Here is a 13,828-nt window from a genome sequence, read left to right as displayed (position 1 = left end):
AAGGCTCCGACTTTGGTGAGCATTCCCCACGCTTAGGACTTTTTTTCGCATGCCCATTCGCTCCGACCTGCGCAACGTCGCAATTGTCGCCCACGTCGACCACGGCAAGACCACGCTGGTTGACGCCATGCTCCAGCAGCAGGGCCACTTCGACGAGCACCACCTGCTCGCCGAGCGCGCCATGGACTCCGGAGATCTGGAGCGCGAGAAGGGCATCACGATCCTCGCGAAGAACACCGCGGTCCGCTACAACGGCCCCGGCGCCCCCGAGGGCGGCGTGACGATCAACATCATCGACACCCCCGGCCACGCCGACTTCGGCGGCGAGGTCGAGCGCGGTCTGTCCATGGTCGACGCCGTGATCCTGCTCGTCGACGCCTCCGAGGGACCGCTCCCCCAGACCCGCTTCGTGCTGCGCAAGGCGCTCGCGGCCAAGATGCCGGTCGTCCTGGTCGTCAACAAGGTCGACCGCCCCGACTCCCGCATCAGCGAGATCGTCGACGAGACGTACGAGCTGTTCCTCGATCTTCTCGAGGACGGTGCCAGCGAGGACGCCCTCGACTTCCCCGTCGTCTACGCCTCGGCCCGCGCCGGTCGCGCCTCGCTCAACAAGCCCGAGGACGGCGGCCTGCCCGACAGCGAGAACCTCATCCCGCTGTTCCAGACCATCATGGAGGCCGTCCCGGCCCCCGAGTACACCGAGGGCGCGCCGCTGCAGGCGCACGTCACGAACCTTGACGCCTCGCCGTTCCTCGGCCGTCTGGCCCTCGTCCGCGTGAAGGAGGGAACCCTCAAGAAGGGCTCCCAGGTCGCGTGGATGAAGGTCGACGGAACTGTCGACAAGGTCAAGATCACCGAGCTGCTGGTCACCAAGGAGCTCGAGCGCGTGCCCGGCGAGAGCGCCGGCCCCGGCGACATCGTCGCGATCGCCGGCATCCCGGACATCATGATCGGCGAGACGCTGGCCGATCCGGAGAACCCGGTCGCGCTGCCGCTCATCACGGTCGACCAGCCGGCCATCTCCATGACGATCGGCACCAACACGTCGCCGCTCGCGGGCCGCGAGAAGGGCACCAAGGTCACCGCGCGCCTGGTCAAGGATCGCCTCGATCGCGAGCTCATCGGCAACGTCTCGCTCAAGGTCGTCGAGACCGACCGTCCCGACGCCTGGGAGGTCCAGGGACGTGGCGAGCTCGCGCTGGCCATCCTGGTCGAGCAGATGCGTCGCGAGGGCTACGAGCTCACCGTCGGCAAGCCGCAGGTCGTCACCCAGGAGATCGACGGCAAGCTGCACGAGCCCATGGAGCGCCTGACGATCGACGCCCCCGAGGAGTACCTCGGCGCGATCACGCAGCTGCTGGCCGTCCGCCGCGGTCGCATGGAGCAGATGATCAACCACGGCACCGGCTGGGTCCGCATGGAGTTCATCGTCCCCGCGCGTGGCCTGATCGGCTTCCGCACCGAGTTCCTGACCGACACCCGCGGCACCGGCATCGCGCACCAGACGTTCGAGAGCTACGAGCCGTGGGCCGGCGAGATCTCGACCCGCCCGTCGGGCTCGCTCGTCTCGGACCGCGCGGGCGCTGCGACGTCCTATGCGATGACGAACATCCAGGAGCGCGGCACGCTGTTCATCGAGCCGGGCACCGAGGTGTACGAGGGCATGATCGTCGGCGAGAACTCGCGCGCCGACGACATGGACATCAACATCGTCCGTGAGAAGAAGCAGACCAACGTCCGCTCCAACGCCGATGAGTTCGAGAAGCTCGTGCCGCCGCGCAAGCTGTCGCTCGAGCAGTGCCTCGAGTTCTGCCGCGAGGACGAGTGCGTCGAGGTCACCCCGGCGAACGTCCGCATCCGCAAGATCATCCTGGACGCCACGGAGCGCAACCGCGCCAACCGCGGCAAGAAGTAGGCCCTAGGGCCGCACCCCCCTCCCCCGGCGCGGTGCGCTGGCGTCCACTTTCACCACTCTGGTGGACGCCATCGCACCGCCCTCCGAGGGGATGGGGCGGAACAGCGAGGCCCAGCGCCTCGCGAAGACCGGCTCCGGCCCGTCGTAGCCTCGCTCGACGAGCATCCGGTGCACCCGGCCCACCAGCGCCCGCGGGCGCTGGAGCATGGGATTGGTGACCTGCAGGTACGCAACCGATTCGTCGCGGAAACCGGCATAGCGGGCGAGATCCTTGCCGAACTGCTCGATCGACTCCGCGTGCTGGCGTCCCTCGTACTCCAGGACCAGCATCCAGAGCCGGAACAGCAGATCGACGCACCCGAGCCACTTCCCCCGGACGACCAGGTCGACGTTGGACTCGGGCACGGGCAGGCCCGAGAACACCACGAGCGCCCGCGTCTCCGACTCCTTCAACGAGCGTGATTCGGGCTCCAGGTGAGGCAGGACCCGACGCGCCTGACTCGCGCCCGGGCGCCACGGATCGCGAGCGGCCAGCTCCGCGATCTCGACGATCGTCGCGTACTGGCGGTACAGGAGCCAGTCGCCCACCTTGATGGCGTCGATCAGGCGAGCCGTCGAGCAGTACTGGATGAACGCCGCAGCCGGCGTGACACCGACGCTGTCCAAGGGCGGCAGGACCTCCGTCCGATGGACGAACATGTCGTCGAGCGCGATGTGCAGGTCGCCGGCCACCGTGAAGTGAAATGGACGCTCGGGCCCGACGTCGAGACCCAGGGCCTGGAGCCTCGTGACGTGGCTGAGGTGCGCGCGCTCAGGGACCGCGAGCGAGGCTGCCGTTATCCAGTCCTCCCGCGTCATGACGTGGTCGCGGTGCACCCAGACCCGCACGAAGACCCGGCGGAATCGGCTACCGCGCAGGACCTTCTCGCTGAGGCCGAGTGCACGCGCCTCGGCCGCGGTGAAGGGGCGAGAGGCGAGCTCATCCGGCACTGGCAGAGGACGGGGCATCCCACCACCGTGCGGCCGTCCAGCCACTGACGTACGGCCCGGGCAACCGCCTGTGCACGACCGCGCACCCCCAAGCCCCCTGTGGACCCGGGGCGGTGCGCTGGCGTCCAGCCACGGGGCTTTTGTGGACGCTGGCGCACCGCCCCGGGGGGCAGGGGTCAGAGGACTCCGCGGGGGCGGAACTGGACGCTGATGCGCGGGCCGACGGGGCGGGCGGTCTTGAGGATCGCGTGCTCCCAGGTGCGCTGGCACGACCCGCCCATGACCACGAGATCGCCATGGCCGAGGGCGAAGCCGATCTGCGGCCCGCCACCGCTCGGGCGAAGCGACAGCCGACGAGCGGCACCGAGCGAGACGATCGCGACCATCGTGTCGTTCGTCCGGCCACGGCCGATGCGGTCGCCGTGCCACGCGACGCTGTCGCGGCCGTCGCGGTAGTAGCACAGGCCAGCCGTCGCGAACCGCTCGCCGAGCTCGGGCTCATAGTGGTCGGACAGCATCTCGCGAGCGGTCAGCAGCAGCGGGTGGGGCAGCGCGTCACGGGTGCCGTAGTGGGCCAGCAGGCGCGGCACGTCGACCACCCGGTCGTACATCTCCCGGCTGTCGGCGCGCCACGGCACCTGGCCCTGCAGGGACAGGAACACGTCGTCGGAGCCGCTGATCCATCCCGGCTGGACGTCGACCCACGCACCACCGGACAGCAGGGTGCGCTCGGGCGCCAACCGCGCGATCTGCGGCTCGACACCCGCGTCGAGCAGCGATCCCTGGTAGTAGTCCGTCATCCCCCGAGCCTACGCTCCGTCGAACACATGTTCTAGCCCCCGTGCCCACTAGGCTCTGCTCATGGACTCCGCCTGGGACCGGCTGCTCGACCTCGTCGACCGCCTCGCCACCGATCCGACCCTCACGATCGGCGCGGAGAACGAGGCTGAGATGGTGCCGTTGATCAGCGCGGCGATGGAGGTCCACGACATCGACAGCGAGCTGGACGTCCCCGACGTCGCCAGGTGGCTGGTCGGCCTCGTGCACGCCCACCGCGCCGTCCGCGCGGCCCACCCCGAGGTCGATCCCGAGGACGACCTCTCGGACTTGCGCGTCATCGTCACCCGCTGGCTCCACCGCGCTCGACCACGCTGACGGTCATACTTTCGGTCGTCCTGTCATGGACGTCCGGACGATGCCGCCTCACGTCGTCGGCGGGGAGGATCGAGGCATGGGATGGACGCTTCGCACTCATGGCACCGCCTACGACGTCGTCACAGGCGAGGGCGTCCGTGAGGCGCTGCTCGTCGCAGACGGCGTCGAGGTCGACCGGCGATCCGCAGGGTTCTGGGGCCGGACGAGACTGACACACGAGGACAGCGCCCGCTTCGAGGTCCAGTGGGGCCCGCGCAACACCATCGTCGCGGCGCACCTGCTGGAGGAGGCAGAAAGCGGACCACACCGGACGCCCCTCGTGCCGCCGCCGGGCTCGAGGGCCGCGAAGCGCGAGGAGCTCGCGCGGGACCACCCTCGACTGTTCGTGGCTCACCGCGTCGGGCAGGCGCTGGGCCAGATCCTCCTCGGCACCCTGGGCATCGGAGCGCTGGTCGCTGCCGTCTTCGGGGCGCTGCTCCCCCGTGTCGACCTCTCGTGGATCCCGTCGCCCGACCTGCCCGACCTGCCGTGGCCCGACCTCCGGTGGCCGGAGCTGCCGGGCTGGCTGGACGCCGTGCTCGCGGAGCAGAAGTACTGGCTGCCGGTGGTGATCGCGCTCGTCGTCGCCCTCCGCGAGCTCGACCGGCGACGCGTCAAGGACGCCGAGCGTCAGGCAGCCGAGCGAGAGGCCCCGGTCACTGCGGCTCCTCCTCCTCCGCCCGCTCGACGACGAGGACGAACTCGCCGTCGTGCTCCTCGACGCCCGTGACCACCGCGGTCTCGACCATCTTGCGCCCGAGACGACCCCGCACGACCATCGGATCGGTCTGCAGGTCCTTGTAGAGGGCGATGCACAACGCGATCATCACGAGGACGAACGGCACCGCCGCCACGATCGTGATCTGTTGCAGTCCGTTGAGGGCGTCATCGCCTCCGACGACGAGCATGATCGCCGCGACGCCGCCCATGACGGCACCCCAGAACACCACGGTGCGGCGCGACGGCTCGATCGAGCCCTTCTCGCTCAAGGTGCCCATGACCACCGCTGCCGCATCGGCCCCCGAGACGAAGAAGATGCCCACCAGCACCATGACCAGGACGGTCGAGACCCCCGCGATGGGCAGGTGGTCGAGCACCGCGAACAGCGCGGAGTCGGTGTCGACCGCGCCGGCCTTGTCGATCAGGTCGCCGGTCCTGCGCTGGACGTCGATCGCTGTGCCGCCGAAGATCGCGAACCAGACGAGGCTCACGAGGGTCGGCACGAGCAGAACGCCCGTGACGAACTGCCGGATCGTGCGGCCGCGGCTGATGCGGGCGATGAACATGCCGACGAACGGCGTCCACGACACCCACCAGGCCCAGTAGAAGATCGTCCAGCCGGCCAACCACTCCTCCATCGCCGCGTCGCCGCTGGCCGCGGTGCGGGACGCCATCTCGGTCATCTGCGAGACGTAGTCACCGAGCGCGGTCGGCAGCAGGTTGAGGATCAGCAGCGTCGGGCCGGCCACGAAGACGAACAACGCCAGGACGAGCGCCAGGACCATGTTGGTGTTGGACAGCCACTGGATGCCCTTGGCCACGCCTGACACCGCCGAGGCGATGAACGCGATCGTGAGCACCACGATGATCACGACCAGGACGACCTTGCCGACGTTGTCGACCCAGCCGTTGTACTGCAGGCCGCTGCCGATCTGCAGCGCACCGAGGCCCAGCGACGCCGCCGAACCGAACAGGGTCGCGAAGATGGCGAGGACGTCGATGACCCGTCCGATCGGTCCCGCCGCGCGGCGCTTGCCGATGAGCGGGGCGAAGGCGGACGAGATGAGCTGCGAGCGTCCCTTGCGGAACGTGCCGTACGCGATCGCGATGCCCACGACCGCGTAGATCGCCCACGGATGCAGGCCCCAGTGGAACATCGTCGTGGCCATCGCCGTCTGCATCGCGGCGTCGGACTCGGCCTCGGACATCCCGGGCGGCGGGGACGCGTAGTGCGAGAGCGGCTCCGCGACGCCCCAGAACATCAGGCCGATGCCCATGCCCGCGCTGAACATCATGGCGACCCACGAGACCGTACGGAACTCCGGCACCTCTTCGTCGTCCCCGAGCGGGATGCGTCCGTACTTGCTGGCCGCCAGCCAGATCACGAAGATCACGAAGAACGTGGACGCCAGCACGAACAACCATCCAGTGTTGGTGATCACCCACTTCTGGGCGCTGCTCGATGCCGAGCCGAGGCCCGACGTGCTGATCAGTCCCCACAGGACGAAGGCCACTGCGATGACGGCGGTCACCCCGAAGACGATCGGATCGATGCGCTCACGCCACGGCGTGCGCGTGGAGGACTGACTCATGAAATCTCCCGGTCTCGTAGATTTCTGCGCGTCGAGGACGCGCACGGCAACCTCGTGAGCCTACGTGGCGGCCGGCTCCGCCCGCGACTCAGTGTGCGGAACCACGCACCTGCGCGAGGTAGACGAGGGACCCGACGGTCCCGATCAGGTTGAAGATCTGCAGCGGGTCCCACCAGATCAGGTGCGCCACGAGCGAGACGCTCAAGATGATGAGCCAGCTGCGTTTGGGCAGGGTCTCCAGGTAGGTGAACTGCGAGGACTGCCGCGCGACGCAGTCCACCAGCGCGAACCCTTTGGCCGCGAAGAGGAGCAGCGACAACACGATGAGCAGGCCACCCTGCAGCTCGAACATGCTCGAAGGTTACCGCGCAGCAGCAGAGGCGGGCTCCCCGATGGGAGCCCGCCTCGTGATGCTGGTGCTGCAACGGGCCTACTTGGCGGCCGACGAACCCGTGCTCGGGGTGCTGGAGCTGCTCGGGGTGCTGGAGCTGCTGCCCGTGGAGCTGCCGCTGGGGGCGGCCGGAGCCTTCTTGGCCGCAGCCGACGCACCCGAGGAGGCGGAGGTCGCAGCCTTCTTGGCGGCCGGGGCCTTCTTCGCCGTCGTCTTCTTGGCCGTCGACGCCTTCTTGGCAGTCGTGGTCTTGGCGGCCGTGGTCTTGGCGGCCGAGGTCTTCTTGGCCGTCGTCGTCTTGGCGGCCTGCGCCTTCTTCGCCGGCGCCTTCTTGGCGGCGGTCGCAGCCTTCTTGGCGGCCGGGGCCTTCTTCGCGGGCGCCTTCTTGGCCGGCTCGGGCGTCTTCTTGACCGTCGTGTCGACCGCCTCAGCAGCCTTGCGAGCGGTGGTCGGCGCCTTCGAGGTCACCTTGGTGACCTGCGTCTTGGCGACCGTCACGTACTCGTACGCGGTCCTCTGCGCCTCGTCCGCCAGACCCTTGGCGGTCTTGGTGGCGTCCTCGACGGAGCTGTCGACGGTCTTGCGGATGTCGTCGACGTTCAGGCCCTTGGCCCGTGCGACGAAGCCTTCGGCCTGCTTGGTGAGGTCGGTGTACGTCGCGGCGGCAGTTCCGACGGCGGTCTGCACCAGGCCCTCGGCCTGCTTCTGCAGGTCGGCGATGTCGATCTTCTTGAACGACTCGGGCAGTCCCCGGACGTCGTCGACGAGGGATTTGACCTGGACGGTGATGGTGTCGGTGATGCTCATTTTTCCTCCTGGTTGGCTTCTGTCACTGTGGCGGCCAGCTCGGTGTCGGTCGCTTCCTCGGTGCCGACGAAGGAGCGGTAGATGTCGAGCAGCGCGGTCTTCTGACGCTCGGTGAGTTGCGGGTCGAGGGCGATGGCGTCCTCGACCATGCGCGCTCCGCTCTCGTCGGCATCGAGGATGCCGGCGCGAACGTAGAGCGACTCGGCCGAGATCCTGAGCGCCTTCGCGATCTGCTGCAGGACTTCTGCCGACGGTCGGCGCAGGCCTCGCTCGATCTGGCTGAGGTACGGATTGGAGACGTCCGCGAGCTCGGCCAGCTGTCGCAGCGACATCTGTGCCTGGCCACGCTGCTCGCGCAAGTAGTCGCCGAGTCCTCCGACAGTCTTCTGCACGTTCAGCTTGGCCATGCCTCCATCGTGCTTGCAAAAGTTAGCAAATGCAAGCAGTCCGGCTTGCGACCTGGGTCACAGAGGCTGGAATGCCAGGTCAGAAGGTGGTTCGCAGCTCTCCTACCTGCTTGCCGCCGCCCAGCACCACCGGCCGTTCGCGCAGCAGCGGGGCGTCGATCCCGGCCAGCTCGAGCGCCCGGTTCATCACCGCGTACAGCGGGCGCTCGGCGCCGTCCTCGATCTTCAGCGCGTACGCCGATCCGTCGGGCAGGCCGACCACGTAGACGCTCTCGGCGCCGGACTTCGCGACGAGCTCCGGGACGGCCCGCATCAGCTGGAGCTCGGCCCTGCGGGTGCCGCTGACGTACTCGGGGTGCGCCCGCATGGCCTCGACGAGCCGCGCGCCGCCCGACCCCTCCGGCTCCTGCACGATCCGTCCGATCGCGCGGGCGAGCTGCTGCAGCGAGGTCGCGAGCAGGGGGGCACCGCACCCGTCGACGCCGACCACGGCCGGCGGGCCGTCCGTGAGCTCGGTGAACGTCCGGGTGATCGCGAGCTGCAACGGGTGCTCGACGTCGAGGTACGTCGAGGTCGGCCAGTCGTTGACCACGCACGTCAGCAGCATCGCGGCGTGCTTGCCCGAGCAGTCCATGAGGATCGGCGCACGACCGCCTCCCCCGCGCAGCAGCTCCGCGTGCTCGTGCGGGTCCAGCGGGTACGACGGCGGCGTCTGCAGCGCGGACTCCTCGAGGCCTGCCAGCGCGAGGATCTCCCGCACCGCGTCGAGGTGGAACGGCTCGCCGGAGTGACTGGCCGATGCGAGGGCCAGCAGGCGTCCGTCCAGCGGCAGCCCCGCGCGGAGCATCCCCAGGGCCTGGATGGGCTTGTTGGCCGAGCGGGGGAACACGACGGTCCCCGGATCGCCCATCGACCACACGACCTCGCCGGACGGGTCCACCCCCACGGCGACACCTCGGTGACGGCTCTCGACGAGCCCGGACCGGATCACTTCTGCCAGAACGTCCACGTCCAACAGCCTAGGCGGCACGCCGGGCAAGACCCCCGTCTGCGCGAATTCTTCGCCTACCCTCAGAGGACTGGTCGGCTCGGTCGAGCCGCTTCCCCACCAGCAAGGTTGTTCTCAGATGCACTCTCGGATCGGTCGCGCCTGCGCGCTCGGCGTCCTCGTCCTCCTGTTCACCTCGGCCCTCACGGGGCCCGCCCAGGCCGGTCCTCGGCCCGCGGCACCCACCGGGCTCAAGGCCACCACGACCCACACGTCGGCGGTCCTGACGTGGAAGCCGGCTCGGCACGCCACGAAGTACCGCGCATGTCTCACGGTCGCCCGCGACAAGCCGTGCACCCGGTTCTCCCCGACCTCGTCCAAGCGGTCCTGGACCGTGACCGGGCTCAAGGCCACCGCCGACACCGACTACTACTTCCGCGTCACGGCCGGTCGCGGGTCCAGGACCCGGACGTCACCGCTCAAGGGCTTCAACCTCAAGCCGCCCGTGGTGCCGGACGCCCCCACCGGGATCCGGCAGGCCGTCAGCTGGAGCAAGGCCACGATCTCGTGGCCCGCGGCCCGGAACGCGACGAGCTACTCGGTCTGCCTGTCGGGCAACCGTGGACTCACCCGGTGCGCCCGGACGTCCGCACCGTCGGCGACGCGCTCCGTGACGTTCACGGGCCTGCGGCCCACCGGAGGTGGCGACTACTTCTACCGGGTCCGCTCCCACCGGGGCTCGAGGTCGGCGGCCTCCGCCGTGCACCGCATCGACCTGCCCTCGTCCCAGGTGCGCAGCGTCTCGCCGGCGCGGGGACGCGCGACCGGGAGCGTGACGGCCTCGTGGCCCGCAGCGGTCAACGCCGAGTGGTACCAGTTCCAGATCGCCAAGAACTCGGCCATGACGTCCAAGCTGCGCACCGTGACGACGGGGCGCACCACCGCCTCGCAGTCCAACCTGACGATCGGCACGACGTACTACTTCCGCGTCCGGGCGATCAACAACCCCTCGAAGGGCAAGTGGTCCCCGGTCCGCGCGCTGCGCCTGCCCTCGCTGCCCGCACGCATCAACGTGCTGACGTACAACCTCTGCGGCCAGGACAAGTGCGTCACCCGCGCGAACCGCATGAAGAGCTGGTCGACCCGTCGCGCATACGCCGGGCGCATCGCGCGTGGATCGGGCGCCGACATCATTGCCACGCAGGAGTCGCACGACAAGGACACGCGGTTCGGGCGCGAGCTGCCGGGCTTCGGTCTCGCGGCGTACTACAGCGCGAAGTCGCTGTTCTACAACAAGTCGAAGTACGACCTGCGACGCTCGGGCAAGGTCACGCTGAGCGCGAAGCGGGGCAAGTACGCGGTGTGGGCCGAGCTGCGGGACTCCGCGAGCCGGACCTCCGTCCTCGTGGTCGACGTGCACCTCCAGCCGTTCAAGGGCCGGGCGCTCGACGACGTCCGCAGCACCCAGACCAAGGTGCTGCTGCGCAAGATCGCCTCGATCAACCGGGACAGGCTGCCGGTCGTCTACGCGGGCGACTTCAACTCCAACAAGAGCAACGCCCAGCGACGCTTCCCCGGCGGGTACGACGCCCCGAAGCGGGTCTTCAACGCTGCGGGGATCGTCAACTCGCTCTCCCGGGCCACCAACCCCGTGCACCGCACGTACAACAGCGCGAACCAGGCCGTGAACCCGCCTCTGCGCAGCAGCGACCACGTCGACCACATCTACATCGATCCCCGCATCTCGGTGCGGCAGTGGCGGGTCGTGGTGTCCATGGCACGCAACGGCAGGGGGTACGCGAAGCCGTTCGCGACCGACCACAACGGGGTCCGCGCGATGCTCGACGTGCCGGGGCGATGACGTCACACGTCGGTCAAGGACCTGACGTGGGCATCCTGAGCAACTAGGGTCTACCCATGCGCATCCCTGTCGTCGGCGTTCTTGTCGGCCTGCTCGTCCTCGCCGGGCTCCAGCCGGCCGCGGCCGCCTCGACCCCGGGCAAGGTCGGTCTCGTCTCCTTCGTCGGGGCCAACTACTCCCGCACCCACGACACGACGAGCCTGTCGCTCGACTGGTCCGACATCCGTAGCGCAAAGAAGTACCAGGTCTTCATGTCGCGTTCGTACTCGATGAGCAAGGCCAAGACCTACACGGTGCGCTCGAGCAAGATCACGGTCTCCGGCCTGTCGCGCGGACGCGACTACTTCTTCCAGGTGCGCGGCATCAACGGCAGCAAGAAGGGCAAGAAGTCGACCCGGGTCGGCCGCACCACGATCGTGCGCCCGGGCCCCACCAAGGGCATGCTCGCCGTCCGCGTCATGACGTACAACCTCTGCTCGGCGGTCTGCGACCAGAAGAGCACGACCCGCTACCCGTGGGTGCGGACCTCCGCGACCAGCCCCACCCCCCGTCAGCCTGCGGCGCTCGAGCGCATCGCCGCCGCGAGCCCCGACGTGCTGGCCACGCAGGAGGCCGGCGAGCTCACGACCCCGCCGCCCGGCTACGCCGAGGCGATCAACGTGAGCGCGAAGCGGCTGTACTACAAGGCGAGCCGCTTCGATCTGGCCGACAAGCCCGCCTACGAGTACGGCAGCAAGGACAAGAACGGCTGCCGGGCCACCACGGCACCGGACGCGCAGACCGGGCACGTCTTCCTCGGGTGGCACGCCAAGGGCTGCCGCTACGCGGTCTGGGCCGAGCTGGTCGAGAAGTCCACCGGACGGCACTTCCTGACCTTCGACGTGCACACCGTGGCCGGCACCAACTCCACCGCGGTCACCAACCGCCGCGCGGAGATGAACCTGCTCTTCGCGGCAGCCGCACAGGTCAACACCGCCAACCTGCCGGTCGTGTTCGCGGGCGACTTCAACTCGCACAAGAACCGCACCCCCGACGTGGTGGGCGCCGCGATGAAGGCACACAACTTCCGCGATGCGTACGATCTCGCCCGCACCGTGGAGCGCCAGCACCTCAACAGCTACAACAACTTCAAGACTGCGCCTGTCATCAGCTACAAGTGGGGCGACCACGTCGACCACGTCTACGTGAACCCGTGGCGCAGCCGGGTCGACGCCTGGCGCAACATCGTGCTCATCGGCGCCGACGGCCGCCTGGTCAAGCCCATCCCCTCCGACCACAGCCCCCTGGTCATCGACGTGCGGCTCGGCTGACCAGCACGCCCGCGGCGTCGTAGTATTCGACCACCCTGTCCGCACGCCACTGGAGTCGTCCCGTCGTCACACGTAGAAAGATCGCTCCACCGCGCCGCCGCGCCGAGCCGCCCGGGCGATCCTCCCCGAAGCGCGTGGCCGGACGGCGCACGCGGCGCGGACCTCGACGGCTGCTGATCGTGCTGCTGTGCCTCGCGGTGGTCGGCGCGCTCGGCGTCGGCCTGTCGAGGACGTACGCGGAGCAGGAGAGACTCGAGGCGCCGACGGGCCTGACCGCCAAGCCCCTCACGCCGACCAGCGTCGAGCTCGACTGGCGCGGATCCGACAACGCCGAGGAGTACGTCGTCCGGGTCGGTCCCGACCGCGCGCTGACCCGCGCCGTGACGGCCAAGGTCAAGGCACGGGACGACCGGCGGCGCACCACGCTCACCCTCTCGGACGTCCGGGCCGCGGTCCCGGGCGTCGACCAGTACTACCGCGTCGACGCGATCAAGGACGGCAAGGTTCGTTCCTCGCGCATCGCCCGGTTCCGGCTCAAGCCGGCCCCGGTCCGCCGCCTCAAGGTGACCACCGTGACCCCCGGAGGCATCAAGGCCACCTGGCGCAGGACGCCGAACGCGCGACAGTTCGACGTGTCGATCGCGCGCGACAAGCGCTTCACCAAGAAGGCCACGACGGTGCGCACGCTCGGCACCGGCCGGACGTTCATCACCAATGGACTGCGCCCCGACACCGACTACTGGATCAGGGTCCGCGCCGTCAACGGCGACCAGGTGGGCGCCTTCACCAAGCCCGTGACGTTCACGACCGGTGTGCGCGAGTCGTCGTTCCGCGTCGGCACCTGGAACGTGTGCTCGGAGAAGTGCTCGGCCTACCCGAGCCGGGCCCGCATCATGGCCTCGTTCATCAACGCCAACAAGATCGACATCTTCGGCCTGCAGGAGGCCGGTGGCGAGCGCGTCGGCGCGACGACCAACGCGATCTTCACGGGCGGCTCGCAGGGCTTCGTGCGGGCCGAGGGAGGTGCCCGGGCGCGCTACATCTTCTATCGACCGGCCCTGTTCGAGCAGATCAGCGGCGGCAGCTTCCCGATCGGCGACGGGCGCGACACCACCTGGGCGAAGTTCCGGACCCGCGACACCGGACGCACGTTCTACTTCGTCGACGTGCACCTCGAGAACGGCAAGAGCGCGGACGCCAATGCGAAGCGGTCGCGCGAGATGGACGTGATGCTCGGCCGGATGGCGCAGATCAACGACACCGGCACCCCCATGATCTATGCGGGCGACTTCAACTCCGGCACCCACCGCGCCGCCGATGCCCCGGGAGTGAAGATGCGGGCGGCGGGGTTCGCCAACTCGTTCCTGCAGACCAAGGACGTGACGAACGGCCGCATCAGCACGAGCCACACGTTCGCGACCACGCTCCTCGCGGCCGGCGCCCACGTCGACCACATCTGGGTCTCGAAGGACTTCGACGTCGAGTCGTGGGCCCAGCTGGTCCGGCTCGACGGCGGCAGCTACGCCAGACCCGTCACCTCCGACCACAACCTGCTCAGCGCCGTGGTCGCCCTCGACGCCGCGAAGGCGTCGCTCGGCGACCCCACCCCGACGACGACCGTCGGCGAGCTCACCCCGTGACCCCTGCCCCCGT

The 13,828-nt window shown here is 69.2% G+C and carries 13 protein-coding genes; 6 read left to right on the top strand and 7 right to left on the bottom strand.

The features are described from left to right. Positions 1 to 49: 49 nt before the first annotated feature. Entirely contained in the window at positions 50 to 1,915 is a 1,866-nt protein-coding gene (typA, locus tag GEV27_RS14775) for a translational GTPase TypA (RefSeq protein ID WP_153651654.1), read from the top strand. Positions 1,916 to 1,918: 3 nt separating this feature from the next. On the opposite strand, the gene GEV27_RS14770 is transcribed toward typA, so the two are convergent. Next, the gene (locus GEV27_RS14770; protein WP_153934944.1) at positions 1,919 to 2,923 is read right to left on the bottom strand and encodes a hypothetical protein; all 1,005 of its coding nucleotides are present in this window, start codon (positions 2,921 to 2,923) and stop codon (positions 1,919 to 1,921) included. Between the two features lie 158 nt (positions 2,924 to 3,081). After that, on the bottom strand, positions 3,082 to 3,705 hold the full coding sequence (locus GEV27_RS14765; protein WP_153651652.1) for an alpha-ketoglutarate-dependent dioxygenase AlkB: 624 nt from the start codon (positions 3,703 to 3,705) through the stop codon (positions 3,082 to 3,084). Between the two features lie 61 nt (positions 3,706 to 3,766). Between GEV27_RS14765 and GEV27_RS14760 the strand changes: the two genes are divergently transcribed. Then, positions 3,767 to 4,060 carry a hypothetical protein gene (locus GEV27_RS14760; RefSeq protein WP_153934943.1) on the top strand — a complete coding sequence of 98 codons (294 nt, stop codon included), beginning with the start codon at positions 3,767 to 3,769 and terminating at the stop codon, positions 4,058 to 4,060. 76 nt (positions 4,061 to 4,136) lie between these two features. Continuing rightward, entirely contained in the window at positions 4,137 to 4,829 is a 693-nt protein-coding gene (locus GEV27_RS14755; protein ID WP_153934942.1) for a hypothetical protein, read from the top strand. On the opposite strand, the gene GEV27_RS14750 is transcribed toward GEV27_RS14755, so the two are convergent. The 5 genes from GEV27_RS14750 to GEV27_RS14730 all read right to left on the bottom strand — a co-directional run bounded on the left by GEV27_RS14750 (position 4,756) and on the right by GEV27_RS14730 (position 9,025). Further along, positions 4,756 to 6,411, bottom strand: a complete 1,656-nt coding sequence (locus GEV27_RS14750) for a BCCT family transporter (RefSeq protein WP_153651649.1) — start codon at positions 6,409 to 6,411, stop codon at positions 4,756 to 4,758. The two genes, GEV27_RS14755 and GEV27_RS14750, sit on opposite strands and share 74 nt — an antisense overlap. A gap of 88 nt (positions 6,412 to 6,499) precedes the next feature. Further along, positions 6,500 to 6,763, bottom strand: a complete 264-nt coding sequence (locus GEV27_RS14745; RefSeq protein ID WP_153651648.1) for a DUF2516 family protein — start codon at positions 6,761 to 6,763, stop codon at positions 6,500 to 6,502. A gap of 78 nt (positions 6,764 to 6,841) precedes the next feature. Next, entirely contained in the window at positions 6,842 to 7,609 is a 768-nt protein-coding gene (locus GEV27_RS14740) for a hypothetical protein (RefSeq protein WP_153934941.1), read from the bottom strand. After that, a complete protein-coding gene (locus GEV27_RS14735; protein ID WP_153651647.1) occupies positions 7,606 to 8,016 on the bottom strand; it encodes a helix-turn-helix domain-containing protein in 411 nt (136 codons plus the stop codon). Before GEV27_RS14735 ends, GEV27_RS14740 begins: the two co-directional genes overlap by 4 nt. 79 nt (positions 8,017 to 8,095) lie before the next feature. Beyond that, positions 8,096 to 9,025, bottom strand: a complete 930-nt coding sequence (locus GEV27_RS14730) for an asparaginase (protein WP_309222283.1) — start codon at positions 9,023 to 9,025, stop codon at positions 8,096 to 8,098. Between the two features lie 118 nt (positions 9,026 to 9,143). Between GEV27_RS14730 and GEV27_RS14725 the strand changes: the two genes are divergently transcribed. The 3 genes from GEV27_RS14725 to GEV27_RS14715 all read left to right on the top strand — a co-directional run bounded on the left by GEV27_RS14725 (position 9,144) and on the right by GEV27_RS14715 (position 13,815). After that, complete coding sequence (locus tag GEV27_RS14725) at positions 9,144 to 10,865, top strand: fibronectin type III domain-containing protein (protein ID WP_153934939.1); 1,722 nt, start codon at positions 9,144 to 9,146, stop codon at positions 10,863 to 10,865. A 56-nt stretch (positions 10,866 to 10,921) separates the two neighbouring features. After that, complete coding sequence (locus tag GEV27_RS14720) at positions 10,922 to 12,175, top strand: endonuclease/exonuclease/phosphatase family protein (RefSeq protein WP_153934938.1); 1,254 nt, start codon at positions 10,922 to 10,924, stop codon at positions 12,173 to 12,175. 134 nt (positions 12,176 to 12,309) lie between these two features. Then, on the top strand, positions 12,310 to 13,815 hold the full coding sequence (locus GEV27_RS14715; protein WP_153934937.1) for a fibronectin type III domain-containing protein: 1,506 nt from the start codon (positions 12,310 to 12,312) through the stop codon (positions 13,813 to 13,815). The last annotated feature ends 13 nt before the right edge of the window (positions 13,816 to 13,828 follow it).

The organism is Aeromicrobium sp. S22, from assembly GCF_009661045.1.
Classification (GTDB): domain Bacteria; phylum Actinomycetota; class Actinomycetes; order Propionibacteriales; family Nocardioidaceae; genus Aeromicrobium; species Aeromicrobium yanjiei.
This window is presented reverse-complemented; position numbering and strand designations above follow the sequence as displayed.

Excerpts from the sequence above, each read along its gene's own strand:
- typA (WP_153651654.1), top strand. The coding sequence starts at position 50 with ATGCCCATTCGCTCCGACCTGCGCAACGTCGCAATTGTCGCCCACGTC.
- GEV27_RS14770 (WP_153934944.1), bottom strand. The coding sequence starts at position 2,923 with ATGCCCCGTCCTCTGCCAGTGCCGGATGAGCTCGCCTCTCGCCCCTTC.
- GEV27_RS14765 (WP_153651652.1), bottom strand. The coding sequence starts at position 3,705 with ATGACGGACTACTACCAGGGATCGCTGCTCGACGCGGGTGTCGAGCCG.
- GEV27_RS14760 (WP_153934943.1), top strand. The coding sequence starts at position 3,767 with ATGGACTCCGCCTGGGACCGGCTGCTCGACCTCGTCGACCGCCTCGCC.
- GEV27_RS14755 (WP_153934942.1), top strand. The coding sequence starts at position 4,137 with ATGGGATGGACGCTTCGCACTCATGGCACCGCCTACGACGTCGTCACA.
- GEV27_RS14750 (WP_153651649.1), bottom strand. The coding sequence starts at position 6,411 with ATGAGTCAGTCCTCCACGCGCACGCCGTGGCGTGAGCGCATCGATCCG.
- GEV27_RS14745 (WP_153651648.1), bottom strand. The coding sequence starts at position 6,763 with ATGTTCGAGCTGCAGGGTGGCCTGCTCATCGTGTTGTCGCTGCTCCTC.
- GEV27_RS14740 (WP_153934941.1), bottom strand. The coding sequence starts at position 7,609 with ATGAGCATCACCGACACCATCACCGTCCAGGTCAAATCCCTCGTCGAC.
- GEV27_RS14735 (WP_153651647.1), bottom strand. The coding sequence starts at position 8,016 with ATGGCCAAGCTGAACGTGCAGAAGACTGTCGGAGGACTCGGCGACTAC.
- GEV27_RS14725 (WP_153934939.1), top strand. The coding sequence starts at position 9,144 with ATGCACTCTCGGATCGGTCGCGCCTGCGCGCTCGGCGTCCTCGTCCTC.
- GEV27_RS14720 (WP_153934938.1), top strand. The coding sequence starts at position 10,922 with ATGCGCATCCCTGTCGTCGGCGTTCTTGTCGGCCTGCTCGTCCTCGCC.